Origin of the sequence: Dermabacter sp. HMSC06F07 (assembly GCF_001807345.1) — a bacterium.
In the GTDB taxonomy this organism is placed as follows: Bacteria; Actinomycetota; Actinomycetes; order Actinomycetales; family Dermabacteraceae; genus Dermabacter; species Dermabacter hominis.
In genome coordinates this window covers 17,873-44,088 of record NZ_KV788577.1, presented here as the reverse complement: position 1 = coordinate 44,088, position 26,216 = coordinate 17,873, and the positions used below count along the sequence as shown (strand labels likewise).

Below are 26,216 nucleotides of genomic sequence, written 5' to 3'. Positions count from 1 at the left end.
AAGGAAGACACCACATGGCACGTTTGTTTGGAACCGACGGCGTTCGCGGAGTGGCGAACAAAGACATCACCGCGGAGCTCGCGGTCGAACTTGCCGTCGCAGCAGCCCACGTCCTCGGGCAGTTCGGCGCATTCGAACCGAGTGAAAGCGGCGAGGGCCGGGCGAAGCCCCGCGCAATCGTCGCCCACGATCCGCGCCCCTCGGGCGACTTCATTTCCGCGGCGATCTGTGCAGGTCTCGCTTCCGCTGGCGTTGACGTGCTCGATGCAGGCGTACTGCCCACTCCGGGCCTCGCCTACCTCGTGAAAGAGTCCGAAGCCGATCTTGGCGTCATGATCTCCGCGAGCCACAACCCGCACCCCGATAACGGCATCAAATTCTTCGCGCGCGGCGGAGTGAAACTCCCCGACGAGGTCGAAGATGCGATCGAAGCGCGCCTTCACGAAGAGTGGTCGCGGCCGCTCGGCGCAAAGGTTGGCTCGATCACCCCCTACGACAACGCGATCGACAGCTACGTCGATCACCTTCTCTCGACCCTCGACGTTTCCCTTGACGGACTGAGCGTCGTCGTCGATTGCGCGAACGGCGCTTCCTTCGAGACCGGTCCCAGGGCCCTCGAGCGTGCAGGCGCACGAATCCACGTGCTCGGCGACCGAACCGACGGCCGCCAGATCAACGAGGACTGCGGCTCGACTCATCTCGAGCAGCTGCAAGGCGCCGTGGTCGAGCACAGCGCCGATATTGGCGTTGCCTTCGACGGCGACGCCGATCGCTGCCTCGCAGTTGATGCCGACGGCGCCGTCATCGACGGCGATCAGATCATGGCGATCCTTGCCCTCGCCCTCAAGGAAGAAGGCAAGCTCGCCGACGACACCCTCGTCGTGACCGTCATGAGCAACCTCGGCCTCAAGCTCGCCATGCGTGAGCACGGTATTCAGCTCGGGCAGACCTCCGTTGGTGACCGCTACGTCCTCGAGGAAATGACTCTCGGCGGCTATTCGCTCGGCGGCGAACAGTCCGGCCACGTCATCCTCCTCGAGCACGCGTCGACGGGCGACGGCGAACTCACGGCCCTGCACCTTCTCCAGCGCATGAAGGAAACCGGCAAGAGCGCCCGCGAGCTCGCGAGCGTCATGACCCGCATGCCGCAGGCCCTCATCAACGTCAAGGGCGTCGACAAGAACCGCGCCCAGATCGACGCAGTCGTGACAAAGGCGGTCGAGGACGCCGAAGCCGAACTCGGTGATACCGGCCGCGTGCTTCTTCGCCCGTCGGGCACCGAGCCCGTCGTGCGCGTCATGGTCGAAGCGGCCGATGACGACCAAGCCCACAGCATCGCCGAGCGGCTCGCGGGCATCGTGCGTGATCGCCTGACGCTCGGGGGCTAAGGGTCCTTATTCTTCGCTGAGAGCGTTTCAGTTTGTGAAGATTTTGGGGTCCGACGGTGGTTGGGAAGCCGTCGGGCCCTGATTTTTTCATGCAGAGAGGCGGCTGGGGGCAGCGGCCGGGGGTGAGCTGGGGGCAGTTCCCGGGGGCTGCAGGCGGGCAGCGGCCGAGTGCTCGGGGGCTGAGGGGGTTTAGCTGGAGCGTTTTACTTTGTGAAGATTTGGGGGCCGACGGTGGTTGGGAGGCCGTCGGGCCCTGATTTTTTTCATAGAGAGAGACGGCTGGAGCAGCGGCTGGGGCAGTTGCCGGAGCTGAGCTGAGCACCTGCCGGGGGTGCTAGATGCGGCGTAGCAACACCGAGTGGATCTGGTGATTCGAGCCCTTGCGGAGGATGAGATCAGCACGACCGCGTGTGGGCCGCACGTTTTCTTTGAGGTTCGGGCCGTTGATCGTGTCCCACACGTGACCAGCGCGTTCGATTGCCTCGCTGTCGCTCAGGTCGGCGTAGCTGCGGAAGTACGATTCGGGGTTCGAGAAGGCCGTTTGGCGCAGCGTGAGGAACCGGTCGATGTACCAGCGGCGGATGTCGTCCTCTTTCGCATCGACGTAAATGGAGAAGTCGAAGAAGTCGGAGACGGCGACGCCGAGGCGGCCATCGGCACGGGGGCGCGCCGGTTGGAGAACATTGAGACCTTCGACGATCAGCACGTCGGGGCGCTCCACGATGATGCGCTCGCCCGGAACTCGGTCGTAAGAGATGTGTGAATAAACCGGCGCTTCGACGCGATCCTTGCCGCTCTTGACGTCGGCGATGAAACGCAAAAGAGCGCGGCGGTCGTAGCTTTCAGGGAAACCCTTGCGTTCGAGAATGCCGCGGCGCTTGAGTTCGGCGGTCGGGTAGAGAAAACCATCGGTCGTGATGAGCTGAGCCCGGGGGGTCTCGGGCCAACGGGCCGTCAGCAGGCGCAAAAGCCGCGCGGTTGTGGACTTACCAACCGCGACTGACCCCGCAACGCCGATCACGAAGGGCGTGCGGCGGAAGTGCTCTTGGAGGAAGCTCTGGCGGAGATTACGCAGATGCTGGGCGGTCATGACCTGGAGGTTCAGGAGCCTCGAAATGGGACGGTAAATGTCGTTGACCTCGGCGTAATCGAGGGGGTCTCCCTGGCCGCGAATCTCCGTGACCTCCTCGGGGGTCATGGGTAGAGGGGTTTGGTCGCTTAACCGGGCCCAGTCCGCACGGCTGATCTCCGTGAACGGCGTGAGATGCGAGTCATCAATCGGTGTGCGTCCCCGGTGTGGGTCGCGCTCGAAAGGAACGGAGAGGTCTTGATGCTCGTGCATTCCTCAAGTTTATGGTGACGCGCACGTGTGAAGCAGCGTTTTTTCATGCGGCGAGGATTACTCTCTGTTTCATGTGTGGAATCGTAGGATACGTAGGGCCCGCCGGAGCGGGCACGTCATCGCGACCGAGTGAGGTCGTTCTTGGGGGACTGAGTCGCCTCGAATACCGCGGCTATGACTCGGCAGGGATCGCCCGCTGCGGCGAAACGGAAATTGAGCTCTTCAAGGCGTCCGGAAAAATTCAAAACCTTCGCGACAAGCTCGAGGGCCACGAATCCTCGAAAGCGCGAGCGGCCATCGGGCACACCCGCTGGGCGACTCACGGCGGTCCAAGCGACACGAACGCCCACCCCCACCTCGGTGGTAAAAACGGCGAGGTAGCGCTTGTCCACAACGGCATCATCGAAAACTTCGCCGCCCTCAAAAAGGAGCTTGCCGACGACGGCTACGCGTTCCTCTCGGACACCGACTCGGAGGTCGTCGCCCACCTGCTCGCGCGCGAATGTGAGACCGCCGAGAGCCTCACGGCGGCCATGCGTGCGTGCGTCGCGCACCTCGAAGGGGCCTTTACGCTGCTCGCAATCCACGAAGACAATCCGGACGTGATCGTCGCAGCTCGCCGCAACAGCCCGCTCGTTGTCGGCCTCGGCGAAGGGGAGAACTTCCTCGGCTCCGATGTCGCCGCGTTCGTCGACCACACGAAGCACGCCGTCGAGATCGGCCAAGACCAGATTGCCACCGTGAGTGCCGAACGCGTCGACGTGATCGAGTTCGACGGCACCCCCGTCCCCGAGCCGAAGCAGTACACGATTGAGTGGGACGCGGCCTCCGCTCAGAAATCCGGGTACCCCTCCTTCATGGCGAAGGAGATCCACGAGCAGGCGAAGGCTATCGCCGACACCCTCCTCGGGCGTCTCGACAATAACGAGATTGTTCTCGACGAAATGCGCATCGACCCCTCGCACTTGCGCTCGATCGACAAGATCATCGTGGTCGCGTGTGGAACCGCCGCCAATGCCGGTGAGGTCGTCAAGTACGCCATCGAACACTGGTGCCGAATCCCCGTCGAGGTCGAACTCGCTCACGAGTTCCGCTACCGCGATCCGATCGTCCACGAGCGCACGCTCGTGGTTGCTATCTCGCAATCGGGCGAGACGATGGACACCCTCATGGCGGTCCGTTACGCGAAGGAACAGGGCGCGAAGGTTGTCGCGATCTGTAACACGCGAGGCGCGACCATCCCGCGCGAATCCGACGCCGCCATTTACCTTCACGTTGGTCCCGAAATCGCGGTTGCCTCGACCAAGGCATACCTCGGGCAGATCGCGGCGTGCTACCTCCTCGGGCTGTTCCTCGCCCAGGTGCGCGGTAACCTCTACGGGGATGAGATTGAGGCGATCATGCGCGATCTCGAGGAAATCCCCGGCAAAATCCAAGAGGTGCTCGATCGCTCCGGTCAGGTCGAGAAGCTTGCGCGAGACATGGTGGACGCGACGAGCGTGCTGTTCCTCGGCCGTCACGTGGGTTTCCCAACCGCGCTCGAAGGCGCCCTTAAACTCAAGGAAATCGCCTATATTCACGCGGAGGGATTCGCCGCGGGCGAGCTCAAGCACGGGCCTATCGCGCTCGTCGAAGAGGGCCAGCCGGTGTTTATCGTCGTGCCGAGCCCCCGCGGGCGCGACTCCCTGCACGCGAAGGTCGTCTCGAATATTCAGGAGGTCCGCGCTCGCGGCGCCTTCACGCTCGTGATCGCAGAAGAAGGCGATACCGACGTTGAGCCGTACGCCGACGTCGTGATCCGATACCCCGAAACGCGCACCCTGTTTGCGCCGCTGCTCACGATCATCCCGCTGCAGATTTTCGCGTGCGAACTCGCGACCGCCAAGGGGCTCGACGTCGATCAGCCCCGAAACCTCGCGAAGTCGGTCACGGTCGAGTAACGAGCCCGGGCGGGGCTCTACGGCCCGACCTACAATGGAGGCCATGTCGAACTCTCCGATTGCGTGTGAGCGAAGCTTCCTGCCTTTCGGTAACGAAGCGTTCGCGGGCATCGGAGTAGACATCGTTGATATCGAGCGCCTAGGGGATCGCCTCGAGCGGTCTCCGCGCCTTCGTGAACGGCTTTTTGCCCCTGAGGAGCGCGAGTTGAGCCTTGCCTCTCTCGCTGCTCGTGTGGCCGCGAAGGAAGCGCTCGGCAAGGCGCTCGGGAATCCGGGCGACCTTTCGTGGCACGACGTGATCGTGCGCCGCACCGAGCATGGACGCCCCTACCTCGTGCTGCGCGGTGCTGCGCTTGCGACCGCGAATGCGCAGTCCTTACGTTTTGCGCACCTGTCGCTTTCGCACGATGGCAACCTTGCGACCGCAATGGTCGTCCTGGAGGCCCGCGACACGCGAGGCGGGGCGCGCGGGGATGAGGAGCCCCAAGCATGAACCTGACACCCGAAATCGATCCGCTCATGAGCCCGAACCGCGCTGAGGTTTCGCTCAAGGCGATCGCCCACAATGCCGCGCAGCTTCGTGAGGCGATCCCGGACTACATCGCTCTCATGGCGGTTGTGAAGGCCGACGGATACGGGCACGGCATGGTGGAAGCGGCCCGCGCGGCGATCGCTGGCGGTGCAACGTGGCTCGGTGTCGCCCACCCCATGACCGCTCTTGACCTCGCGCATGCCGATCTTGACGTGCCGATTCTCGCGTGGCTTCACGAGCCGGTGTCCGCGAAGAATGTGCTTCCCCACGCGATCGGCGCGGGCGTTGATCTCGCCGTGAGTTCTCTCGCGCAGCTCGAGGCTGTGATTGAGGCCGCGCGCTCCATTGAGCGGCGCGCGCGAGTGCATGTCTCCTTCGAGACCGGAATGGGCCGCGAAGGTGCTTTTGCAAGCGAGGTCGAGCAGATCGGAGCGGTGATCCTCGAAAGCCCGCACGTGTCGCTCGCAGGCGCCATGAGTCATCTGTTCAATGCGGATGTCCCGGGCGATGCGAGCGTGCGAGAGCAGGCTGAGCGGTTTGAGGCGATGTGTGAGCGGCTCGAGGCTTCTGCGGGTCCCATTCCGCTTCGGCATCTGTCGGCGAGTGCGGGGGCGCTCGCGGGGGAGGAGTTCCGCTACGACATGGTGCGCCCGGGCATTACGCTGTACGGCTACTCGCCGGTGGAGACCGATCTGGATCTTCGTCCAGCGATGTCGCTGACCTCCCGCATCTCGCTCGTCAAAAGCGTCGAGGCGGGGCAAGTCGTGGGCTATGGCGCGCGGTTTGTTACCGAGCGCGCGACGACTCTCGCGCTCGTGCCGATCGGTTATGCGGATGGCCTCGATCGTCGGCTGACGAATCGGCTCCAGGTACTTGTGCAGACGACCTCGGCATCGAGGCTTGTCCCGCAGGTGGGCACAATTTCGATGGACCAGATCGTGCTGGACCTCGGCCCCGACAGTGATGCGAAGCCCGGCGACCGCGTCGTGATTTTCGGCGACCCGCAGCGATATCCGGGCGTGTGGACCGCGCAGGATCTCGCGCGAGAGGCCGGAACCATCTCGTACGAGATTCTGACGTCGGTGTCCTCGCGCGTTCCGCGCATTGTGCTCCCGCTGGCGTCGGACCCAAACGAGCGCACGTGGAGCGTTGAGGGGGAGCGGCCAGCGCCGCGCTCGTTTACGGTGCGCACGTCGGGGGCGGAGGACACGCGAAGGGCCGCTCGTGCCATTGCGCATCATGCGAAGGCAGGCGACTTGTTCGTGCTTGATGGTCCGCTTGGCGCTGGGAAGACAACATTCACGCAGGGGTTTGCGCGGGAGCTCGATGTTCGCGGCAACGTCGCATCGCCGACTTTCGTCATCGCGCGCGTGCATCCCGCGAACGCCGAGGGCCCCAATCTCGTGCACGTCGATGCCTATCGACTCGACGAGGATTGGGACATCGAGGATCTCGACCTGGATTCGGATCTCGACACGTCAATCACCCTCGTGGAGTGGGGCCGCGATCGCGTTGAGCATCTCGCGAGCTCGTACGCGATTGTGGAGCTTCGCCGCGCGGAGAGCCTCCAGAGTGGCCCGCTTGATGACCCGGACGACACCGATGAGGAGCGCAGCCTCACCGTGACGTTCGTCGGCGAGCGATACACGCGCGAGGAGCTCGTGCGCATCGGTATTGATCTGCGCGAGGCAGGGTTTAACCCGGAGCAGGGCGGTGAGTGACATGGCAGAGCTGACGTTGGGGATTGATACGTCTGGTGCGGTGAGTGTGGCGGTTTCCGACGGTTGTCGCATCCTGTCGCGCCGCATGGATGAGCGCGCGCGCCACCACGATGAGGTGCTTCTCGAGATGATCGATGCGGCCCTTTCTGAGGCGGGCGCCTCGCGGTCCGATCTCACGTGCGTTGTTGGCGGGCGTGGCCCCGGTCCGTTCACGGGCCTTCGCGTGGGGCTCGTGACGGCTCGTTCTATCGCGACGGTCCTCGGGGCCCGCCTGATTGGCGTGCCGAGCCTCGATGCGATCGCACTCGAGGCGGCGGAGGGATGCCCGGAGGCAAAAACGATTGCGGTCGCGCTCGATGCGCGTCGCCGCGAGGTGTACTGGGCGCTGTATGAGGTGAGCGGTGAGGGTTCCGACGCCTCCTCGCGCCATATTGTGCGCACGTTTGAACCGGGTGTTGCGGCGCCGGCAGACGTCGCGTCGAGTCTGACCGCTGCCGATGTGCTCGTGGGAAGCGGTGCGCATCTGTATCCGGAGATTCTGCCGCCGACGGGCGAGGTGCGTCACGCGGATGCGGGCTTCTTGATTCGCGCGGCACTCAGCGCCGAGGCCCGGGGGGAGGATCTCACGTCGACCGAGCCTCTCTATTTGCGCGAGGCTGATGCGGCAAAGCCGAAGCGCCGTAAGTCAGCGCTCGGCCTTGGCGATCGCCCGCTTTAGCTGTGCCCGCGATAGGTAGGCCTTTGGAGCCTTCGCGCGCGCGGCCCGGTTCGGGGCCTTGGAATCTTCGTCCGGTTACGCGCGGGGATGCGCCCGCGCTGGCGCGTCTCGAGCTAGAGCTCTTTCCCGATGAGGCGTGGAGCCTCGAGATGGTTCTCGAGGAGATTACGCACCCCAGTCGCGCCTATGTCGCGGCTGTGGACGAGCACGGTGGCGTACTCGGTTATGCGGGGATTTTCGTTGGTGGCGAGGCCGCTGATGTGCAGACGATCGGCACCGTGCGCGAAGGCGTGGGAATCGGTCGCGCCTTGCTCGCGTGGTGCGAGGAGCGCGCGCGAGAGGAGGGCGCGGAGGGTCTGTTTCTTGAGGTGCGGCGCGACAACGTCCGCGCGCGTGAGCTCTACGAGCGCGCGGGGTTTGCCGAGATTGGCGTGCGACGTGGGTATTACCGAACGCCCGCGGGGCCGGTCGACGCTTTCGTCATGCACAAACCCCTCCCCACCTGAATTCCATAGTGGTTGTGGGGGATTGAAGCTGTACCCCTCCCGCCCTTCCCTCGCCCCTCCCCGGATTGCATAGGGTTTGTGGGGGTTTGACGGCTCCCAGGGGACCCCTTTTCCACATTTGTGCCACACCCGTTGCGCGCGGGGGATGTGCATGGTTGGCTATGTGACGTGGGCCTCGCTCGGGGAAGTGGGGTGTTTTCTAGAGGGGGAGTGCATGCACAGCAGGTATACGCGTGTCATGGGTGCTATCGGCGCGGGGATGTTGATGGTGGCGTTGGCGGGTTGCGGTGGCGAGAACACCAACGGAGGTCCGACGTCACCTGCGCGCACCACTGCAGCTTCGTCAAGCAGCGATGCTGGCGGAAGCGGCGCAAGCGGTGGTGCTTCGGATGCCGGTGGTGCGGATTCAGATGTCCGGACGAAGGGGCTGCCACCGGAGAATGAGGCGCTGAAAGCTCCTGACAAAGCTGATTACCTTGGCATTTCCTATCCAACGGACCAGGGTGCGCAAGCGGCCGCAAAGTACTTTTTCGACGCGATGTATTACGGCTATGCGACCGGTGACTCGTCACCCTTCAAAGGCATCAGCGATCAGAAGACTTGCGACAAATGCAGCCAAGTGTCGGACGAGATCGATCGCTGGAGAGGCGATCACCGTTTTCTCACCCCTCCGACCCTCACATTTGATGCTGTCGATCGATTGCCCGATCGTGAACAGTACGGGGGAAAAACGCCGGTCGCCTTGAAATTTACGAGGGGGAAAACCGATGAGTTCGATAAGGGAGACAAAGGAAAGAGTTTTCCGCCGATGACATACGAAGCGGCACTGCTACTTACATGGCAAGACGACAAGTGGGTCGTCTCGAACGCTTCTTGGGAAAAAATATCAGCACAATGAAACTTTTGAAGTTCCGTGCGCATTGGCTTCTAGGTGCCCTACTGGTGGCATTCCTTCTACCTCCGTTCGCGGTCGCGTCTGGAGAAGATCCAGATTTTCAGTTTGATGTGGACGGAGATAATAGCTCGATTCTGGTTGAGGCCGATCTTCACGATTTTGGTCAAGGTGACGCCACTGAACTGCCTGATGACAGGGGCCGTGCGCGAGGTGGCGTGGTGTCGGATGGGCCTCGGAGGGTGTGGGCTGCGGCTGATGATCCGGATCTGGGTTGTCGGGCTGATAGAAGTAGTTTTGCTGCGCAGGTTGTGGGTCTTGGGTGCAGTGGAATAGGTGTTGTGTGTTCGACCGCGATCCCTGGCGCGTCGATGAGTATTGGAAGGGACGTTGACTCGTCCACAGGTGCTCCCGTTTTCGGTACGGAACGGTGGTCTGGTTGTTCGCGACCGTCGTCAGGCGGTGCTGGCGCGGCGCCTGCGGTGCCGGTGGTGACGGAGTCGGATTTTCGCTCGCTTGGAATCGAGCCTCTTGCCGCACACATCGGTCCACCTGGTGGTTGGATTCCGGTAGGGATCGACATGATTGCGTGGGCCGAGTCCAAGGAGCAGACCTTTGACGTGGTGATGCTGGGGCAGGCAGTGAAGGTGCGGGCAACCCCGGTGAAATATGTGTGGGACTTCGGGGATGGGACTGTGTTGACGACAACGTTCCCTGGCCGGGAGTATCCTGCGCGAGATGTCTCGATGCGATATGCCTACCAGGGGTGGTACGAGGTGTCGCTTGTGACGCAGTTCAGTGGTGAGTATTCGGTAAATGGTGGCCCGTGGCAGCCGATTGCTGGAACAGTCTCGGTGGCGAGTCAGAAGCGATGGATCTATTCGGATCTTCGCGAGGCGCGCCTTGTTGGTGACGAGGTTCCCGAAGAGTATCGGAACGTCCCGGAGCGTGGGCCCGACACGTTGGGTCCCGTGAATCCGAATGCGCGAGTAGAAACACTGACCGCTCCGCACCCCTCCCCGATTCCATAGAGGCTGTGGGGGTTTGAAGCCGTACCCCGCCCGCCCCTCAGATCTATTGCATAGGGGTTGTGGGGGAAACGCCTGATTTTCCGTGTCGCAATAGACCGCGCCCTGATCGATCAAGCTCTAATCGACCGTGCTGTCGCCCGTTCTCGATGCGCCACGTGGCCGCAATGTGAGGCGAGTAAGCGTCGGAATCCTTCCCCCGCTTCCCAAACGGAAGCTTGACCCGCCAGCGCACCCCGGCCAACCCGTTTACCCAATCGCACGAGAGGACGAGACGTTGCACTGTGCCAGGGCAAGGGAGAACGTGCGCCAATTCCAGGCACCAAACCCCCCACAAGCCCTATGCAATCCAGGGACAAACCCCCACAACCCCTATGCAATACCCAAGGGCCTATGCAATCCGGAAAGGGGAGGGGCTAGTTGGAGAAACGCCTGATCTTCTGGAACTCATCCGCGTAGTGAGCGTCGAGGTGCTTTACCGCGAACCTCTGGCCGAGGTAAAGCGTGATAGCGCCGATCACGAGCGCAAGCGCCGCTCCCGCGTACTCAAGCCCCGGGATCAGCTTGAGGCCCACCACGATGAGGATGATGCTCGGGGCGAGGGGGAGCCACGTGCCAACAAACGTCGCGAGGAAAGTCATCCACATGTTGCCGTTGCCACCACCGCTACTGGAATTCTTCATCGTCCCCGGCTTTGGTGCGGGAGAAGGAAGGAACGCCGTCGTGAGAAGGGAAACACCCCACGAACTTGCCACGAACCCGAGCGAGGCCGGAATCGTGAGCGCGATGAACTGAGGCTGAGACTGGAGAAGCGGAGCCGCGATCGCGACGATGACCACGAGCGGAAGCATCAGAATGCCAAGAGCGACATACCTGCCGAGCAAATTGGCGCGGTTATCCATCCCCGCGACGATGTTGACCCACGAGGAGGGGCCGTCGAAGCCGATCTCGTTGCTGATCGTGATGCCGGCAAGCCACGCTACGAGCGCCACAGCGAAATACGCCATGAAAGCATTACCGTCCCCAATGACGCTCATTGCGAGCATGAAAATCGCGAGGATCGGCGCGATGATGAGCGCCGTCGAATAACGAGTATCGCGGCGCCAGTACTTGAGCGAGCGCCCCGCCGAAGCTCCGAGCGGGCCCGGCTTGAGGAACCTCGGTACGAGAGGTTTGATCTTGGTATCTTGCTCCTGGCTCGCGCCCTTGAGTGCCTGGAGCTGCCCTTCGGCAAAGCTCAGGCCCCACCACTGCCACAACAGCCAAATGGTGGCGATTGTGAGAACAAAACGGATGAGCGCGGCGAGCCACAGTCCTTCGGCGAGGTCCATGGGTACTGCGAAGGGCGCGCCGAAAGGCGTCCATAGGAGGAATTCGTACACGGGCCCCGCGAGGCGAGCAAGACCATCCATGACCCCACCGCCCGAGTTGAGAAGGATGTTTGCGCCGTAGGCGATGACGAGGACGGCGATGAGCAGGAATGCCTGCAGTCGTTCCTTCTTACGCTTCGCGATGCGGATCGTCGAGGTCCACGCGAAAATCGCGCGAGGAATGAGCACGCAAAGGAGAAGCCCGAGCGCGGTCATGGGAACGAGCGAGACGAGGGCAACGATGGCCCCCGGCGTCGAGATTGCGGCGCCGTTATTCGAGACCAGTGCACCTATGAGCCAAATCGCCTCGAACACAACCGCCACGAGCGCTGCGAGCGACGTGAAAAGAAAACCGACCGAAATGAACGAGCCCACGAGGATCGGCTTCAAGAGATCCTTCGGTCCTCGCCCAAACTGCGCGAAGCGAGCGGGGGAAAGCGTGTCGTCCACGCCGAACACGAAGAGCGACTGGAGGGTCCACACAACCACGGCGCCGAGGCCCACCGCGCGAATCACGAGGGCAAAAAGTCCCGAGTCGGCGGGAACAAACAACATGCCCGACATTGCGATCGAAAAGAGCACGAGTGCGCCGACGCCGTACAAAAGCGCAAATCCGAGTCCGATGATCTTAGGCCAGTTCTTGTGGAAGCTGCGCTTAAGCAGTGTCCATTGAAGCCGTGGGAGCAATCGCATGAGGCTCGGCGTCTTCTTAGGCGCTGCCTTCGATCCATCGTCGGCGGTGGTCGAGCTTTCTCGGTCGAGGTTTTCGAAAAACTCTTTGGTTCCGACGGCTGCCGGGGCCTGATCGTCTACTGGTTCAGCCACGAAAGATCCCCCTGCGCTTCGTCGACACCGGCGATTTCAATGAAGCGATCCGTGAGGCTGCCGCCGCGGCGAACCTCGTCGATCGTGCCCTCGGCGCGCACCTCGCCTTCGGCGATGATCGCAACGTGTGTGCACAGGCCCTCGACGAGCTCCATAACGTGGCTCGAGATCACGACGGTGCCGCCGCCTTCAACGTACGAGGTGAGGAAGGTGCGGATGCCGTGGGCTGAGACCGGGTCGACGGCTTCGAGTGGCTCGTCGAGCACGAGCAGTCGCGGCGCGTGAATGAGCGCGCACGCGAGCAGGATCTTCTTCGTCATGCCGGCTGAGTAGTCGGTGACGAGTTTGCCTTCGCTATCGGCGAGACCGAGTGCCTCCAGGAGTGACTGCGCGCGAGTGTTCACCGTGTCGATATCCATGCCGCGGATGAGGCCAACGTACGTCAGGAGTTCGCGGCCCGTGAGGCGGTCAAACGTCGGAAGACCGTCGGCGAGAACGCCCATCTGTGCCTTGGCTTCGTTGGGGTGTGTCCAGACGTCGGTTCCGAGCACCTCGGCGCTGCCGTCGTCGGGGCGGAGCAAACCTGTCGCGATCGATAGGGCTGTCGTTTTGCCCGCGCCGTTGGGGCCGACGATTGCGTAGAACGAACCGCGCGGAACTTCGAGTGAGACGCCGTGGAGGACCTCGGTGCCGTCGAAGGATTTGCGCAGGCCGCGCATGGACAGTGCTGATGTTACGGCCGAGTTATCGACCGATGGGTCAATCGCAGTCATGACTCGAATCTAACAGGTGTCTTCGCAGGCCGTTTTCAGTTTCTGCGTAGAGACGGCGGGCTACCGTGCCAGGGCCCCCGCGCCCACGACCGTGCGAACCACGTGCGGTGAAGAGGCGGGAAACGTCCTCAACTGTCACGTTCGGCACCTCACTTTTGCGGGGGAGCCGGGTGGGCCGTTCGGTACGATACGCTGTGGACCTTCCGTCTCGGCTGCCGTGAGCGCCGGACCCCACCTCTTGGAGTGCATATGCAAATGCCTAGGCGCGTAAATCTTCCTCTCGACAAGCCCACCGGACGCAAGGGGCAGAGCCTCACGCTCCCTCGTGAAGTCGAAGAGCTGCCCATGGGCCTTCGCCGGGCAGCGTCGTGGAGCTGGCGCTTCATGGTCGTGATCGGGGCACTTTGGCTCATCTTCAAGGGCCTCGGGATGGTGTCAACCCTGTTTATCAGCGTGCTTGTGGCAATCCTTCTCGCCTCGATGCTGCAGCCGTTCGTCAAACTGCTCACGAAGCATACGTTCCTTCCGCGCATGGCCTCGGCGGCGATTGCACTCGTGGGGCTCATCGTGGTCGTCGTCGGCATGTTCGTGCTGGCGGGCAGGCAGCTCGTGGACTCGTGGGGCGCGATTTCGAAAGCTGCCGTTTCGGGCTTCACACAGCTGTGGAACGACATCACGGGCTACTTCAAAATTGACGTCGATAGTCTCGGAAATCTGGGGCAGATCCAGAAAGAAGCCATCGAGCAGCTTCAAAAGAACTCCTCGAGTATTATCTCGGGGGCCTCGAGTGCTGCGAGCACCGTCGGCGACCTCGGCACGGGCCTGCTCGTGTGCCTCTTTGCCCTGTTCTTCCTCCTTGCCGATGGCGGGAATATTTGGCGTTGGTTCCTCGGCTTTGTTCCGGCACACTCCCGTCCCGTGACGCACGAGGCGTTCCGCCGCGGCTGGAAGGCACTGTCGTCGTACTGCCGCACGCAGATCCTCGTCGCGGCCGTCGACGCGACGGGCATTGCGCTCGGCATGGTTGGTATCGACGTCGTGAGCGGCATGATGGGGCGCAGCGCGATTGCACTTTCCCCCTACTCAGTGCCGATCTGGCTTATCGTGTTCCTCTTTAGCTTCATTCCGCTTGTGGGCGCGATCGTGTCGGGTGCGATCGCGATGCTTCTTGTCTTCGTGCTCCAGGGGTGGACCCCCGCGCTCATCATGCTCGGCATCGTGATCCTCGTGCAGCAGCTTGAATCGAACATCCTGCAGCCGATTCTCATGGGGAAGGCGGTGGAGCTTCACCCGCTCGCGATCTTCCTCGGTGTCTCTGCGGGCGCAGTCGTTGCGGGGATCCCCGGTGCGCTTTTCTCGATTCCGCTCCTGGCCTTCCTCAACGCCCTGTACTGCTACCTCGATGGGCGCGATCCCGATCCCTCGCTTGGCGTAGACACCAAGACAATGGCGTACTTCGAGGCACGCGAACGCGAGCAGAAGAAGACCTTCGCCCAGCGCGAGCGCCTTTTGTCGAAAAAGTAGCTAGTTACCCCGCGGCCAGGGTAGCTGCCGCGCAAACTGGGGTATAGAGAAAGGGCGTGGAGTGCGCTCCCGAGAGGGAGGCTCCACGCCCTTTTCTTGCTTATCGAGCTTGAGGCTCACACCGTGTACGGCTTTGCCGCCTTGATGACGATCGGGATCGCCTTCCCGTTAGGGGCGGTGTAATCGACCGTGTCGCCGGCCTTCGCGTTCACGATGGCGGCGCCGAGCGGGGACTCGGGCGAGTACACCTCGATGTCCTTGCCTTCGGCGATTTCACGGTTGCCGAGCACGAACGTGCGTTCCTTGCCGGCCATGGTGATGGTGACGAGCATGCCTGGCTCGACGATGCCGTCGTCTGCCGGGGTCTCGCCTACAACGGCGGTCTTGAGAAGGGCCTTGAGCTCGGTAATGCGAGCTTCGAGTTTGCCCTGCTCTTCGCGTGCGGCGTGATAGCCGCCGTTCTCTTTGAGGTCGCCCTCGTCGCGGGCGGCCGCGATGCGCTCAACGACCTCGCTGCGCCCGGGGCCCTCGAGGTGCTCGAGTTCCTTGACGAGGCGGTCGTAGGCGTCTTGAGTGAGCCAGGTGCCCTGGTTGGGTTCGCTCATGGTTCTCCTTGGAATCAAAAAAATGCGGACCCCATGGCTCCATGGGCTCCGAATCCACGTCTGAGTGGTCATAAGAGTATAACGCGAGCGTCAGAAAAAAGGGGTGAGGCACGCGCCACAAGTCGACGGTATTCCCGCCTACTCTGCGGCCTCGCACCTCCTTACGATCGCGCTCACAGCCTTCGCCTGCGTCGTGATTTCGGCCCGATGGGTCGTGAGCCTTTCCGTTTGAGCAGGAATATGGACGACCGTATAGCCCACCTGTGCACGGACGGAGTTGAGGGCTTCGAGCGAGCAGTCGAGCGCGGTGCCGGGAGAGGCGTTGACCGAGAAGCTCACAGAAATTCGTGAGTCGTCGATGTGGGTGTAGGAAAGCGTATTGGTCTTGATCGGCTGCGAAGAGATGAATGCGAAGGCAACCCAGACGACCGTTGCGATGAATCCGACGGCGATTACGATCGTGCCCACAAGCGCAAAACGGTGTTTCTGGGGGGAATTTCTCACGCCGTAGCGTTCTTGAAGTGTGCGCTCGCGGGTACTCATGCCTACATTGTTCCACGTGTGTGAACTTTGCGTAATGACGACGGGGCGCTACCGCGCAGGCGTGGCGCCCGAGGACACGGGGGTGCCAAAGGCGGCGCTTGCACCGAGCGATGAGACCTTCAAGGCGCTCCTGAATCACGGTGGACACCCCGAAGCAGAAGTCGAGAAGAATCCCTGCCGCTTGCGGCTCATGGCTGTTCACGCCCACCCGGACGACGAGTCGTCGAAGGGGGCTGGGACGATGGCCCGCTATGTCGACGAGGGTGCCGAGGTGACCGTCGTGACCTGCACGGGCGGTGAGCGCGGAGACATCCTTAACCCGCGGCTGAAGGACGATCCCGAGGCAAATGCGGATCTGAGCGCGGTGCGCCATCGTGAAATGGATCGCGCACGCGAGATTCTCGGCATCAACCAGGTGTGGCTTGGCTACGTCGACTCGGGGCTCCCCGAAGGGGATCCGCTGCCCGCACTTCCCGACGGTTGCTTTGCCCTCATCGATCCCGAAGAGGCAGCGCGCCCCCTCGTGAAGCTCGTGCGTGAGCTGCGACCGCACGTGATGCTCACGTACGACGAAAATGGTGGCTACCCCCACCCCGACCACATCCACTCGCACAGGATCAGCATGCTCGCCTATGAGCTTGCAGCTGATCCGAGCTACATGCCTGAGCTCGGTGAGCCGTGGGCGGTCGCAAAGATTTACTACCAGCTTCTGTTCCCGCCGGCCCAGATGATCGCGTACGCGCGCTACATGCGCGAGCATGGGCTCGACAACCCGTTCGAGGCGCAAATGGAGTATTTCGAGGGCCTCGATCAGCGACCGATCACGACGCGAGTGAATGTTTCGAGGTATCTTGACGTGCGTGATGCCGCGCTCCTCGCGCATGCGACTCAGGTCGATCCGGACGGTTTCTTCTTCGCTGTCTCCAACGAAATTAAGCGCGAGGCGTGGCCTACCGAGGATTTTCAGTTGCGTCATTCGCGTATTGGCGTGACGCTTCCGGAATCCGACCTGTTCGAAGGGATCCGACAATGACTCTCGCGCATCTTTCGGCCGTGGGTATTCTCGCTGATGGTGCTCCGACTACGCCTCCTGGCACGGGAGACATGACGACGGCGACGGTGACGCCGGGTCTGCCGGGCTTTGTCGTGTTTTTCGTGATGGCGATTGCGCTTGTGCTTCTTGCGCTCGATATGTCGAGGCGCGTGCGGCGCTCGAGCGCCCGAGAAAACGTGCGTCTGCGCATGGAGGAGGCCGAGCGTGCGGAACGTGAGGCCGCGGAGCCTCACGAAGAGGTGTAGCGCTTTAAACGACGGCGAGCCACACGGCGATCAGGTGGCACACGAAACCCACGACGGTGAAGGAGTGGAAGATTTCGTGGAAGCCGAACCACGCCGGTGAGGGGTTGGGTTTCTTAGTGCCGTAGACGATGGCACCGAGTGTGTAGGCGATACCGCCCGCGATGATGAGAGCGATGACGGCCGCGCCGCCACCTGCGTAGAGCTGAGGCATGTAGAAGATGGCAACCCAGCCGAGGGCGACGTAGGCGGGTACGTAGAGCCATCGCGGCGCGTTCGTCCACAGGAGTCTGAATGCTACGCCGATGAGCGCGCCGATCCAGCAGACCGTGAGTAGCACGGTCGCGTCGTGGGGGTTGAGCAGCGCGACTGCGAGAGGCGTGTATGTGCCAGCGATGATGAGGAAGATGTTCGCGTGGTCGAAACGTCTCAGCGCGAGAGTCCCCTGTACCGACCAGGTTCCGCGGTGGTAGGTCGCTGAGACGCCAAAGAGCATCCCCGCGGTGACGATGAAGACGACGGTTGCGAGACGCACCGCGAGTGACGAGCCGGTCGCGATCAGTAGCATGCCCGCGATCAGTGCGGAGGGGAAAGCCACGAGGTGGATAATTCCGCGCAGCTTCGGCTTTTTAGGGAGCGTGGGCAGGTGAATTCCGTACGCGCCAAGGAGCTCGGGAACGCTCGCCCCGTTGGCGGCGGTGGGCACCGCTTCGCCGTTGGTGGGAGAGGTTCCGACGCTCGCTACGCTCTGCTGCGTGTTTCGCTGATCGGTGCTCATAACGGTAGCGTAACTTACGGTGGCGTAGGTGTCACGGGACGTCCACTTTTTTGACTCTTCCACGAAACTTTTGTGAAGGAGTCGTGGGAAATGCCGGGCAAGCGCGCGTCGGCTGGGACGCTCCTGCCACAATGGAGGGCGTGAATTCCTCGAGACCTGCCGACACCACGCCGCACTCCGCACTTCCCGCGGGGTCCGTGCCGCGCCACGTCGGCATCATCCTCGACGGCAATCGTCGCTGGGCGAAACTAAGAGGGCTTGAGACTTACGAAGGCCATCGCGCCGGGGCAGCGATTATTCTCGAAGCGATCGAGTGGGCGCGCGAAAGTGGAATCGAAACGCTAACGCTGTGGCTCCTGTCGACCGACAACTTCCGTAGGCCCGACACCGAGCTCGCGCAGCTTTTTGACATCATCGTTGACCTCGCGCGCGCGGTGGCACACATGGGGTTTCCGCTTCGCATCCTCGGTGCCGAAAGCGTGCTCCCCGACTCTCTCGCCGCACGACTCGCCGCGCTCGATGCGCCGCAGAAACCTGCTGAGGCTTCCTCCACGGCGTTCGAGGTGAATCTCGCGATCGGCTACGGCGGCAGGCGCGAGATAGTCGATGCGGTTCACTCCCTCATCGACGAGGAAATTGCGCGCGGGGGAGACCTCGCGAGCCTGCGCGACGCCGTGAGTGAAGCTACCGTCGGAAACCACCTGTACACGGCTGGGCAAAGCACCCCCGACTTGCTCATTCGCACCTCCGGAGAACAACGCCTTTCAGGATTCCTCCTGTGGCAGTCCGTGCACTCAGAATTAGTGTTCTGTGAGGCGCTGTGGCCCGATTTCACTCGTGCCGACTTTGATGGAGCGCTCACGGAATTCGCTCGCCGCGAGCGGCGTTTCGGGGCCTGATCGTCGCGGCGTCGTCCCCTAAAGAGTGCCCCGGGTAACGCTTGGGTGAAGGCTAAGTGACCGTCGTGGATGAGCGGCGCGTCAGCCGATCGAAGAAGCCGAAAGCGGTGCAAGGATCGAAGCGGTAGCCGGTCGTGGACGACCGGAAGGACTTCGAAAGCGAGAGACCATGAATGCGCCGCTTACCTATGTTCTCGATACGTCCGTTGTACTGGCGGACCCACACTCGATCTTTCGATTCGCGGAGCACCACGTTGTGCTCCCCATCGTCGTGATCACCGAACTCGAAGGGAAGCGGCACCACTCCGAACTCGGCTATTTCGCCCGCCAATCTCTGCGCATCCTCGACGACCTGCGCGAAAAGCACGGCACGCTCGCCGAACCGCTGCCGATCGGGGACCAGGGCGGCACGGTACGCGTTGAACTCAACCATCAAAGCCCCGAAAACCTGCCCGACGGCTTCCGCCTCGGCGATAACGACACGAGGATCCTCTCCGTCGCGAAAAACCTGCAGGTGGAGGGTGCCGAGGTCATTCTCGTCTCGAAAGACCTTCCCATGCGGATCAAGGCGAGTGCATCGGGGCTCAAGGCTGAGGAGTACCGTGCAGAACTCGCACGCGACCGCGCTTACACGGGCATCACCTCCGCCGACATCACCGAGGAGCAGATGGCGGCGCTGTGGAGTGACGAGGGCGGTGCCCGCCATACGGGCATCGAGATCCCGGAGCTCGCCGATCTCGGCGTCCACACGGGTCTCAAGCTCACGTCCCCGCGCGGCTCGGCCCTCGGGCGCGTCCTGCCAAACGGCAACGTGCGTCTCGTTCCGGGAGACGGGAATGTTTTCGGTGTGACTGGCAGAAGCGCCGAGCAGCGCATCGCGATTGACTTGCTACTCGACGACGAACTGTCCATCGTGAGCCTCGGTGGCCGCGCCGGCACCGGCAAGTCCGCCCTCGCGCTATGCGCAGGCCTCGAAGCGGTTCTCGAAAAGCGCCACCAGCGCAAGATCATGGTGTTCAGGCCCCTGTACGCGGTAGGCGGTCAGGAACTCGGCTACCTTCCCGGGGATCACGACGACAAGATGGGGCCCTGGGCGCAAGCGGTGTTCGACACGCTCGGGTCGATGGTCTCGGGCGCCGTGGTCGACGAAGTCCTCGGCCGCGGACTGCTCGAAGTGCTGCCGCTTACCCACATCCGCGGCCGCTCCCTCCACGATGCCTTCGTCATTGTTGATGAAGCGCAGTCGCTCGAGCGCAACGTGCTGCTCACGATGCTCTCGCGCATCGGCCAGAACTCCCGGGTCGTGCTCACGCACGACGTTGCGCAGCGTGACAACCTGCGCGTCGGGCGGTACGACGGAGTCGCCTCCGTGATCGAAGCCCTCAAAGGCAACGAGCTCTTCGCGCACGTGACGCTCCAACGCTCCGAACGCTCCAAGGTCGCCGAACTCGTCACGCGAGTCCTCGACGCGCCAATCGCGTAAACGGCGCCCCTACTCGCCCCGAGGGGCAGGGGGAGCGGTCATCGTGAACACGTCGAGCGCGGAATCGAGCTGCTCCTTGGTGAGCTCACCGCGCTCGACGTAACCGAGTGCGATAGCCGCTTCGCGGACTGAAACGCGGTTCGCAACCGAATACTTCGCGATCGCGGCCGCATTCTCGTAGCCGATCAGCCTATTGAGAGGCGTCACGACCGAGGGAGAGGCCTCCGCAAAGAACCGTGCCCGCTCCTCATTCGCACGGATTCCTTCGATTGTCTTCGTCGCAAGGACGCGCATGGAGCTCGATAGGAGAGAGATCGACTCGAGAAGCGCCGTTCCCATGAGAGGGATCTGAACGTTCAGTTCGAACGCCCCCTGTGCGCCGCCCCACGCGATCGCCGCATCATTGCCGACAACGCGTGCACACACCATGAGCACCGCCTCGGGAATAACCGGATTGACCTTCCCGGGCATGATCGAACTGCCCGGCTGGAGATCGGGTAGCGCGATTTCGCCAAGTCCCGTGTTGGGGCCCGATCCCATCCATCGAAGGTCATTGCAGATCTTCGTGAGAGAAACCGCGAGTGTGCGAATCGCCCCGCTCATTTCGACGAGGGAGTCGCGTGCCGACTGCGCTTCGAAGTGATTGCGCGCCTCCGTGAGCGGGAGGCCAGTGCGCTCGCGGAGGAGTTCAATGACTCGCGAGGCGAAACCCGCGGGGGTATTAATGCCGGTGCCCACGGCGGTCCCGCCGAGGGGCAGCTCGGCGGTGCGGCCGATTGCGGCCTCGACACGTTCGATCCCGTAGCGTACCTGCGCGGCAAAACCACCGAATTCCTGGCCGAGGGTGACGGGGGTAGCGTCCATCAGGTGCGTGCGACCGCTCTTGACGACCCCCGCAAATTCGCGTTCTTTGCGCTCGAGCGCGCTCGCGAGCGACTCGAGGGCCGGTATGAGGAGAGTCGTGACATCGCGTGTCACGGCGAGATGCACGGCTGTGGGGAAGGTGTCGTTGCTCGATTGCGAAGCATTGACGTGGTCGTTCGGGTGCACCGGGCGTTCGTTCGTGCTCGCGAGATGCGCGAGCACCTCGTTCATATTCATGTTCGAGCTCGTGCCCGAACCCGTTTGGTACACGTCGATCGGGAACTGTGCATCGAACTCGCCTTCGCTCACGCGCTCGGCGGCCCGGGCGATGGCCTCGGCGCGCTCCTCGTCGAGAACGCCGAGTTCGGCGTTCGCTAGGGCAGCGGCGCGCTTGACCTCCGCGAGCGCGTGAATGTTCGACGGTGCGAGAGGGCGATGGGAGATGGGGAAGTTTTCCACTGCGCGCTGGGTTTGCGCACCGTAGAGCGCCGAAACGGGAACTCGCACCTCACCCATGGTGTCGTGTTCGATGCGGAAATCTTCGGTGCCAGTCATGTCAGTCCTCCGTGGATGTAAGCGTGCAGCGATCAGCGATTTCGCGCGTCCACGGCGGATTCGCGCCCGCGCGAGATACTGTCACGGATGCGAGGAGCGCGGCGTGCGCGAGGATGTCCTCGATGGCCGTCCCCTCGAGCGCGCTGATCTTCTCGCGGCCCGAAGCTCCGAGGAGTCCCTTGCGTGATAGTGCATCGAGGAGGCCGGCCGAGAATGTGTCTCCCGCTCCAACCGTGTCGGTGACGTCGACGCGGACGCCCGGAATATCGAATCGCCCCTGCGCGGTGAACGCCGTCGCGCCCTTCTCGCCGCGCGTAATGACCGCGAGCTTCACGCCTCTGCGAAGCCATGATTGCGCAGCCTGGTCGATGTCGGTCGTTTCATACAGCCACTCGAGGTCTTCGTCTGAGGCCTTCACGATGTCGGCGAGCGCGATGTTCTCCTCTATTGGTTCGCGCGCGATCGCGGGATCTCCCATGAGGGTGGGGCGCGCGTTCGGATCGTAGGAGATGAGGGCGATCTCGCGGAGCGAAGCCACGACCGTGCGGAGGGTATCGGCGCCTGGCTCGAGTGTCGCGGCGATCGAGCTGGTGTGCACCGCATCGACCTTCGCGGGCAGTCCTCGTGGATCGGGGTCCCACGTGATGTCGAAGTCGTATGAAGCCGCGCCGCCTTCGCCGATCGTCGCGGCCGCAGTCGAGGTGTGAGCCCCAGGCCTTACCGAACCGGGGGTGAGCGAGACGTTCGAGGATTCAACATGCTGCACAATGGCGCGCCCGCGCTCGTCATCGCCGATGTGGGTGAGCAGGTGCGAGGTGTGGCCGAGGCGGCCGAGGGCAACGGCCACGTTCATGGGGGACCCACCCGGGAGCTCGGCCCTGGGAGCGTCTTTGCGGATTACGATGTCTGTCAGCGCTTCGCCGATCGTTAGATAGGTACTCACGCCAGTATTGTTTCAGATCACAGCGGGGGCCGCATGGTCCTCAGTCACGGCGCGCGACGCTTCGGAATTTGGAACAATGGCGGTATGGCCGAATCTCACGAGAGACCGCAGCGGAAAAAGCGCGAGCTGCCCACGAAGAAAAACACCTCGGTACGGAACCTTGTGTGGGCGATCGGACTGAACCTCATTGTGGTAGCTATTGCCGCGGTTGTCATCGTCGGGCTCGGACGGAACGATCGTGATACGGCCTCCTCCGCGCGTTCACATGTCAATGTGGGCGAAAGCGCGGCGCGTGCGAGTGAGTCACTCGGATTTCGCGCGGCCGACGTCGAGCCGGAAGGGTTTACGGTGCGTGAGGCGAAAATGTCGACGACCGAACCGGCCAACTGGGAGGTGCGCTACACCTCGCCTTCCGGTGAGCTGGAAACTCTCCTTCAGGCGCAAACAGATTTTTCCACGCTCGCCCCTCGAATCCGCGGAAAAGTGACGCAGACCGATTACTTCGAGATCAGAGGCACGGAGTGTGCGAATCTCGAAATTCAATCCCCCTCGAGCGACACAAACGCGGACGCTGCTAAGCCGGTGTCGGGAATCGTATGCTCCGCTCGAGAGACGACGCTCATCGTTTACGGGGCAGGAGAGAAAGATGAGCACGCCGCGCTTATGAAGGCCGCCCTCGACCGTGTCAACAAGTGAGGAACCATGAACGACAACTCCCACCGTCCGTCGCGCGGTAGTGCCGACGCCACCGAAAAGCTCGATGCGCCGCTTGGTGCAGACCCCACCGAGGTCCTCGCGCCTGTCGCGAGTCCCGACCCAACTGCGTCAACGCCCACCGCGAGGCCCGCGCGCACGTCTGCGCCCGGCACCACCGCCGCCTCGACGCCGGTAGAGGCCCCAGAAAGGCAGAGCCGGCAACGCCCGCGCTCAGCAACCGCCCCCGTCGTCATCGTGCTTGGCCTCGTCGCCTCCGCGCTCCTCGCAATTTTTGCCTGGGGAGGCATTTTCTCGACCGCCCAGCTCGCGTGCGTGATCGCAGGTGCAGCGCTGTTTGCGCTAACGGGCATCGTCGCGGTGCGCACGTGCACAACAACGGGCGCCCTCGTCACTGCGTGGATCCTCGCCTTTGTTCTCCTGTTCGCCCCGCTTCTCGTGTGGATCGTTGTGCAGGGGGGAGCGGCCGTCACGAGCACGCTCATCTTCGGGGCGATCGGCATGTGGGTTTCAGGCGTTGCCGTCGTCGCTCTCGTGGTGGCCGTTCTCGGCACGTACCTTCACGCACGCGCGGCAGCGCGGTAAGAGATCCGCGCTGCCGCGATACGCACTCGTATCCGTGGCGCCATAGCGCCCCGAGTGCGGTGTGTGCGTGGGGTTCAGTGTGTCGTGCCCTCGACCGTGGCCACATCGCTCGCGTTCTCAGCGATCGCGCGGATCGCTGCGGTGAGCCCCTTCGTGATCGTCTCCGTGGAAAGCGAGGGCTGACCAGGCTTGCCCACGGTCTGCTCGGGGATGAACGGCACGTGCACGAAGCCACCGCGGGTGTCTTTCGGGCCCTTGGTTGCGAGGTGGTGCAGAACGCCGTACATGATGTGGTTGCACACGAAGGTCCCCGCCGAGTTCGAGACCGAGGCGGGAACGCCCGCGTCGCGAATCGCCGCGGCCATCGCCTTGATCGGCAGGGTCGCGAAGTACGCCGACGGTGCCCCGTCAACCACGGGCTCATCAATGGGCTGATTGCCGTCGTTATCGGGGATGCGCGCATCGTCGATGTTGATCGCGACGCGCTCTGGGGTGATGTCGAAGCGCCCGCCAGCCTGGCCGACACAGAGCACGGCACTCGGCTGGTGCTTCTCGATCGCTGCCGTCGCCGCCTCGATAGCTTTGCCGAACACTGTGGGCACTTCGACCGTGATGACCTCTTCTCCCGCGATTTCGGCGGGAAGTGCCTTCACGGCCTCGAGCGCGGGGTTGATCTTCTCCCCGCCAAACGGATCAAATGCGGTCACAAGGATTGACATGGTGTTCCTCCAATTAGAACGCGAGGGTGTACATGAGCACGATGTGCACAAGCAAAAGCAGCGTGGCAGTCACGGCTTGAGACTTGATGACCCCGTACTTGTCTTTCATCTCGAGCAAGACCGCGGGAACCACGTTGAAGTTGGCGGCCATAGGGGTCAGGAGTGTGCCGCAGTAGCCCGCGGTCAGGCCGAGCGCTGCCACGATGATCGGGTTTCCACCCTGCGCGACGACGAACGGGATACCGATGCCGACGGTAATCACGGAGAACGCTGCGAAGCCGTTGCCCATGATCACGGTGAAAAGGGCCATGCCCACGCAGTAGGCGATGACTCCCACGAGGGGGTTGTGTGCCGGAATGACTTTCGCGACGGTGTCGGCAATGACCGTGCCCACGCCCGCGGCGGTAAACACCGCACCGAGGGCCGCGAGCAGCTGAGGAAGAATTCCCACCGGTCCGACGTCCATTGTGAGGCGTGCGCCGTCGACCGCCACGAATTTTGCGGGCGCCTTCGTGACGACGAGGCCCACGACGGTGGCGAGCACGGCGCCGGTCCCCACCGCGAGGTAGGTCGGCATCTCGAGTTTCTGGTACACGGTTGCCGCGACGAGCGCGAAAACAGCGAGCGACAGTGCAGGAATAAAGACTTTGTAGCCGAGCTTCGAAGCGCGTTCCTCAACGTGCGCGGGGTCGGGGCGATCGACCGCGGCGGGCTTTACGCCCCACACGGCGGTGATCGTGGCGAGCGCGATGACGCAGATGCCGATGAGGCACGCCGGTACCCAAGGGCCGGTGATAAACGCGAACGCGAGAATGAACCAGAAGGTCGCCGCCGGGATGCGGTTCTTGAGTGCGGCATCTTTCCCGCACAGGCCGCCCGTAATCGCGAAGATCACGCCGACGAGGATGAAGAAAAATTCGCCGATCACGATATCGGGAGTCATGCCTTCACGCTCCCTTCGGTACCGGCCGACGCAGCGCCGGAGGTCGATTCGGCGCGAAGACGGCGGTCGAGAAGGAAGTTGCGCACGACGCCAAAGATCATGGTTGCAATCGCGACAGGGATCGACCACAGTGCCACCGCAAGCGGGGTGACCTGGGTGTAGCCCTGCTCCGCCATTGTCGACACGATGAGCAGTACGCCCGGTGCGCCGAGGAACAGGTTCTGTGCGAAGAAGTTGCCGAAGTTATCGGCGGCGGCGGAGGCGCCCTTAATCGAGTCGCGCTGCTTCTCGGTAATCGAGCCGAACTTGGCCTCGGCGGCGCCCTCAGCCATCGGTGAAATGAGCGGGCGCACGAACTGCGGGTGGCCGCCAAGTTGGACCGAGAACGCGATGGCGACCGCGCGAATCAGCTGGTAGAGCGACAGGACAGTGCCGGTCGTCGCATTCTTGACGGATCCGATGAGGTCCACGGCTTTTTGCTTGAGGCCGTAGCGCTCACAGATGCCCACGACGGGCAGGGTCAGGATAAACAACGTAGCAACGCGCTGATCGGTGAACGACTGGCCGAGAAGGGTCAGCAGTTCCAGTGGGCTCAGCCCAGCCACGAGGCCCGTAACCAGACCGGCTACGACCACGACGGCAAGCGTGTCTCGTTTGAGCACGAAGCCCACCACGATAATCACGATGCCGATGAGCTTCAGGTACTCCATGAGTAGCCTTTCTCATAACG

Annotated in this window: 26 protein-coding genes; 15 read left to right on the top strand and 11 right to left on the bottom strand. The window is 63.0% G+C overall.

Annotated elements, in window-relative coordinates:
- Nucleotides 1-14: 14 nt before the first annotated feature.
- Nucleotides 15-1,388 (top strand): phosphoglucosamine mutase, encoded by a 1,374-nt coding sequence (gene glmM / locus HMPREF3157_RS02515; RefSeq protein ID WP_070435444.1) that lies wholly within the window; start codon nt 15-17, stop codon nt 1,386-1,388.
- A gap of 334 nt (nt 1,389-1,722) precedes the next feature.
- Here glmM and coaA read toward each other — a convergent pair whose 3' ends face one another.
- Nucleotides 1,723-2,730 (bottom strand): type I pantothenate kinase, encoded by a 1,008-nt coding sequence (coaA, locus tag HMPREF3157_RS02510; protein ID WP_016664075.1) that lies wholly within the window; start codon nt 2,728-2,730, stop codon nt 1,723-1,725.
- 71 nt (nt 2,731-2,801) lie between these two features.
- Here coaA and glmS point away from each other — a divergent pair, with 71 nt between their 5' ends.
- The 7 genes from glmS (at nt 2,802) to HMPREF3157_RS02470 (ending at nt 10,070) form a co-directional block, all read left to right on the top strand.
- A complete protein-coding gene (glmS, locus tag HMPREF3157_RS02505; protein ID WP_016664076.1) occupies nt 2,802-4,670 on the top strand; it encodes a glutamine--fructose-6-phosphate transaminase (isomerizing) in 1,869 nt (622 codons plus the stop codon).
- Between the two features lie 43 nt (nt 4,671-4,713).
- A complete protein-coding gene (locus HMPREF3157_RS02500; RefSeq protein WP_101686762.1) occupies nt 4,714-5,163 on the top strand; it encodes a holo-ACP synthase in 450 nt (149 codons plus the stop codon).
- Nucleotides 5,160-6,923 carry an alanine racemase gene (gene alr, locus HMPREF3157_RS02495; protein WP_016664078.1) on the top strand — a complete coding sequence of 588 codons (1,764 nt, stop codon included), beginning with the start codon at nt 5,160-5,162 and terminating at the stop codon, nt 6,921-6,923. The genes HMPREF3157_RS02500 and alr overlap by 4 nt, the downstream gene beginning before the upstream one ends.
- Before the next feature lies 1 nt (nt 6,924).
- Nucleotides 6,925-7,641 (top strand): tRNA (adenosine(37)-N6)-threonylcarbamoyltransferase complex dimerization subunit type 1 TsaB, encoded by a 717-nt coding sequence (gene tsaB, locus HMPREF3157_RS02490; protein ID WP_070435443.1) that lies wholly within the window; start codon nt 6,925-6,927, stop codon nt 7,639-7,641.
- A gap of 2 nt (nt 7,642-7,643) precedes the next feature.
- Nucleotides 7,644-8,147, top strand: a complete 504-nt coding sequence (locus tag HMPREF3157_RS02485; protein WP_371440677.1) for a GNAT family N-acetyltransferase — start codon at nt 7,644-7,646, stop codon at nt 8,145-8,147.
- Nucleotides 8,148-8,385: 238 nt separating this feature from the next.
- Nucleotides 8,386-9,045: a DUF6318 family protein gene (locus tag HMPREF3157_RS02480; protein ID WP_070435441.1), complete on the top strand. Its 660-nt coding sequence runs from the start codon at nt 8,386-8,388 to the stop codon at nt 9,043-9,045.
- A 575-nt stretch (nt 9,046-9,620) separates the two neighbouring features.
- The gene (locus HMPREF3157_RS02470; RefSeq protein WP_070435545.1) at nt 9,621-10,070 is read left to right on the top strand and encodes a PKD domain-containing protein; all 450 of its coding nucleotides are present in this window, start codon (nt 9,621-9,623) and stop codon (nt 10,068-10,070) included.
- Nucleotides 10,071-10,483: 413 nt separating this feature from the next.
- On the opposite strand, the gene HMPREF3157_RS02465 is transcribed toward HMPREF3157_RS02470, so the two are convergent.
- Both HMPREF3157_RS02465 and HMPREF3157_RS02460 read right to left on the bottom strand, forming a co-directional pair.
- Complete coding sequence (locus HMPREF3157_RS02465) at nt 10,484-12,262, bottom strand: hypothetical protein (RefSeq protein WP_141740590.1); 1,779 nt, start codon at nt 12,260-12,262, stop codon at nt 10,484-10,486.
- Nucleotides 12,247-13,035 carry an ABC transporter ATP-binding protein gene (locus HMPREF3157_RS02460; protein WP_070435438.1) on the bottom strand — a complete coding sequence of 263 codons (789 nt, stop codon included), beginning with the start codon at nt 13,033-13,035 and terminating at the stop codon, nt 12,247-12,249. Before HMPREF3157_RS02460 ends, HMPREF3157_RS02465 begins: the two co-directional genes overlap by 16 nt.
- Nucleotides 13,036-13,290: 255 nt before the next feature.
- Here HMPREF3157_RS02460 and HMPREF3157_RS02455 point away from each other — a divergent pair, with 255 nt between their 5' ends.
- Nucleotides 13,291-14,559, top strand: a complete 1,269-nt coding sequence (locus HMPREF3157_RS02455) for an AI-2E family transporter (protein WP_246816493.1) — start codon at nt 13,291-13,293, stop codon at nt 14,557-14,559.
- A 116-nt stretch (nt 14,560-14,675) separates the two neighbouring features.
- Here HMPREF3157_RS02455 and greA read toward each other — a convergent pair whose 3' ends face one another.
- Complete coding sequence (greA, locus tag HMPREF3157_RS02450) at nt 14,676-15,164, bottom strand: transcription elongation factor GreA (RefSeq protein WP_061211139.1); 489 nt, start codon at nt 15,162-15,164, stop codon at nt 14,676-14,678.
- Between the two features lie 138 nt (nt 15,165-15,302).
- Nucleotides 15,303-15,707: a DUF4307 domain-containing protein gene (locus HMPREF3157_RS02445; protein ID WP_070435436.1), complete on the bottom strand. Its 405-nt coding sequence runs from the start codon at nt 15,705-15,707 to the stop codon at nt 15,303-15,305.
- 34 nt (nt 15,708-15,741) lie between these two features.
- On the opposite strand from HMPREF3157_RS02445, the gene mca reads away from it, so the two are divergent.
- Nucleotides 15,742-16,740 (top strand): mycothiol conjugate amidase Mca, encoded by a 999-nt coding sequence (gene mca, locus HMPREF3157_RS02440; RefSeq protein WP_141740589.1) that lies wholly within the window; start codon nt 15,742-15,744, stop codon nt 16,738-16,740.
- Nucleotides 16,737-17,006 carry a hypothetical protein gene (locus tag HMPREF3157_RS02435; protein ID WP_034372368.1) on the top strand — a complete coding sequence of 90 codons (270 nt, stop codon included), beginning with the start codon at nt 16,737-16,739 and terminating at the stop codon, nt 17,004-17,006. Before mca ends, HMPREF3157_RS02435 begins: the two co-directional genes overlap by 4 nt.
- 4 nt (nt 17,007-17,010) lie before the next feature.
- Here HMPREF3157_RS02435 and HMPREF3157_RS02430 read toward each other — a convergent pair whose 3' ends face one another.
- A complete protein-coding gene (locus HMPREF3157_RS02430; protein WP_034372371.1) occupies nt 17,011-17,844 on the bottom strand; it encodes a PAQR family membrane homeostasis protein TrhA in 834 nt (277 codons plus the stop codon).
- Nucleotides 17,845-17,864: 20 nt separating this feature from the next.
- Here HMPREF3157_RS02430 and uppS point away from each other — a divergent pair, with 20 nt between their 5' ends.
- Together uppS and HMPREF3157_RS02420 are read left to right on the top strand one after the other, a co-directional pair.
- A complete protein-coding gene (gene uppS / locus HMPREF3157_RS02425) occupies nt 17,865-18,680 on the top strand; it encodes a polyprenyl diphosphate synthase (protein WP_246816492.1) in 816 nt (271 codons plus the stop codon).
- 169 nt (nt 18,681-18,849) lie between these two features.
- Nucleotides 18,850-20,163 (top strand): PhoH family protein, encoded by a 1,314-nt coding sequence (locus HMPREF3157_RS02420; RefSeq protein ID WP_034372374.1) that lies wholly within the window; start codon nt 18,850-18,852, stop codon nt 20,161-20,163.
- A 9-nt stretch (nt 20,164-20,172) separates the two neighbouring features.
- Here the strand turns inward: HMPREF3157_RS02420 and HMPREF3157_RS02415 are convergent, their stop codons facing one another.
- The gene (locus HMPREF3157_RS02415) at nt 20,173-21,582 is read right to left on the bottom strand and encodes a class II fumarate hydratase (RefSeq protein WP_070435435.1); all 1,410 of its coding nucleotides are present in this window, start codon (nt 21,580-21,582) and stop codon (nt 20,173-20,175) included.
- A gap of 1 nt (nt 21,583) precedes the next feature.
- On the bottom strand, nt 21,584-22,525 hold the full coding sequence (locus tag HMPREF3157_RS02410) for a carbohydrate kinase family protein (RefSeq protein ID WP_070435434.1): 942 nt from the start codon (nt 22,523-22,525) through the stop codon (nt 21,584-21,586).
- 84 nt (nt 22,526-22,609) lie between these two features.
- Between HMPREF3157_RS02410 and HMPREF3157_RS02405 the strand changes: the two genes are divergently transcribed.
- A complete protein-coding gene (locus HMPREF3157_RS02405) occupies nt 22,610-23,221 on the top strand; it encodes a DUF4245 family protein (RefSeq protein ID WP_040386493.1) in 612 nt (203 codons plus the stop codon).
- Nucleotides 23,222-23,227: 6 nt separating this feature from the next.
- A complete protein-coding gene (locus HMPREF3157_RS02400; RefSeq protein ID WP_070435433.1) occupies nt 23,228-23,824 on the top strand; it encodes a hypothetical protein in 597 nt (198 codons plus the stop codon).
- Between the two features lie 74 nt (nt 23,825-23,898).
- Here HMPREF3157_RS02400 and pcp read toward each other — a convergent pair whose 3' ends face one another.
- From pcp to HMPREF3157_RS02385, 3 genes are read right to left on the bottom strand one after another with little or no spacing between them, the layout of a single operon-like run.
- On the bottom strand, nt 23,899-24,543 hold the full coding sequence (gene pcp / locus HMPREF3157_RS02395; RefSeq protein ID WP_016664097.1) for a pyroglutamyl-peptidase I: 645 nt from the start codon (nt 24,541-24,543) through the stop codon (nt 23,899-23,901).
- Between the two features lie 13 nt (nt 24,544-24,556).
- Nucleotides 24,557-25,486 (bottom strand): DUF979 domain-containing protein, encoded by a 930-nt coding sequence (locus HMPREF3157_RS02390; RefSeq protein ID WP_016664098.1) that lies wholly within the window; start codon nt 25,484-25,486, stop codon nt 24,557-24,559.
- Nucleotides 25,483-26,196 (bottom strand): DUF969 domain-containing protein, encoded by a 714-nt coding sequence (locus HMPREF3157_RS02385; protein ID WP_034372390.1) that lies wholly within the window; start codon nt 26,194-26,196, stop codon nt 25,483-25,485. Before HMPREF3157_RS02385 ends, HMPREF3157_RS02390 begins: the two co-directional genes overlap by 4 nt.
- Nucleotides 26,197-26,216 lie beyond the last annotated feature (20 nt).

Excerpts from the sequence above, each read along its gene's own strand:
- HMPREF3157_RS02445 (WP_070435436.1), bottom strand. The coding sequence starts at position 15,707 with ATGAGTACCCGCGAGCGCACACTTCAAGAACGCTACGGCGTGAGAAAT.
- HMPREF3157_RS02405 (WP_040386493.1), top strand. The coding sequence starts at position 22,610 with ATGGCCGAATCTCACGAGAGACCGCAGCGGAAAAAGCGCGAGCTGCCC.
- glmS (WP_016664076.1), top strand. The coding sequence starts at position 2,802 with ATGTGTGGAATCGTAGGATACGTAGGGCCCGCCGGAGCGGGCACGTCA.
- HMPREF3157_RS02435 (WP_034372368.1), top strand. The coding sequence starts at position 16,737 with ATGACTCTCGCGCATCTTTCGGCCGTGGGTATTCTCGCTGATGGTGCT.
- HMPREF3157_RS02400 (WP_070435433.1), top strand. The coding sequence starts at position 23,228 with ATGAACGACAACTCCCACCGTCCGTCGCGCGGTAGTGCCGACGCCACC.
- mca (WP_141740589.1), top strand. The coding sequence starts at position 15,742 with ATGACGACGGGGCGCTACCGCGCAGGCGTGGCGCCCGAGGACACGGGG.
- greA (WP_061211139.1), bottom strand. The coding sequence starts at position 15,164 with ATGAGCGAACCCAACCAGGGCACCTGGCTCACTCAAGACGCCTACGAC.
- HMPREF3157_RS02385 (WP_034372390.1), bottom strand. The coding sequence starts at position 26,196 with ATGGAGTACCTGAAGCTCATCGGCATCGTGATTATCGTGGTGGGCTTC.
- HMPREF3157_RS02455 (WP_246816493.1), top strand. The coding sequence starts at position 13,291 with ATGCCTAGGCGCGTAAATCTTCCTCTCGACAAGCCCACCGGACGCAAG.
- HMPREF3157_RS02415 (WP_070435435.1), bottom strand. The coding sequence starts at position 21,582 with ATGACTGGCACCGAAGATTTCCGCATCGAACACGACACCATGGGTGAG.
- HMPREF3157_RS02460 (WP_070435438.1), bottom strand. The coding sequence starts at position 13,035 with ATGACTGCGATTGACCCATCGGTCGATAACTCGGCCGTAACATCAGCA.
- glmM (WP_070435444.1), top strand. The coding sequence starts at position 15 with ATGGCACGTTTGTTTGGAACCGACGGCGTTCGCGGAGTGGCGAACAAA.
- HMPREF3157_RS02470 (WP_070435545.1), top strand. The coding sequence starts at position 9,621 with ATGATTGCGTGGGCCGAGTCCAAGGAGCAGACCTTTGACGTGGTGATG.
- alr (WP_016664078.1), top strand. The coding sequence starts at position 5,160 with ATGAACCTGACACCCGAAATCGATCCGCTCATGAGCCCGAACCGCGCT.
- pcp (WP_016664097.1), bottom strand. The coding sequence starts at position 24,543 with ATGTCAATCCTTGTGACCGCATTTGATCCGTTTGGCGGGGAGAAGATC.
- HMPREF3157_RS02390 (WP_016664098.1), bottom strand. The coding sequence starts at position 25,486 with ATGACTCCCGATATCGTGATCGGCGAATTTTTCTTCATCCTCGTCGGC.
- coaA (WP_016664075.1), bottom strand. The coding sequence starts at position 2,730 with ATGCACGAGCATCAAGACCTCTCCGTTCCTTTCGAGCGCGACCCACAC.
- HMPREF3157_RS02500 (WP_101686762.1), top strand. The coding sequence starts at position 4,714 with ATGTCGAACTCTCCGATTGCGTGTGAGCGAAGCTTCCTGCCTTTCGGT.
- tsaB (WP_070435443.1), top strand. The coding sequence starts at position 6,925 with ATGGCAGAGCTGACGTTGGGGATTGATACGTCTGGTGCGGTGAGTGTG.
- HMPREF3157_RS02480 (WP_070435441.1), top strand. The coding sequence starts at position 8,386 with ATGGGTGCTATCGGCGCGGGGATGTTGATGGTGGCGTTGGCGGGTTGC.
- HMPREF3157_RS02420 (WP_034372374.1), top strand. The coding sequence starts at position 18,850 with ATGAATGCGCCGCTTACCTATGTTCTCGATACGTCCGTTGTACTGGCG.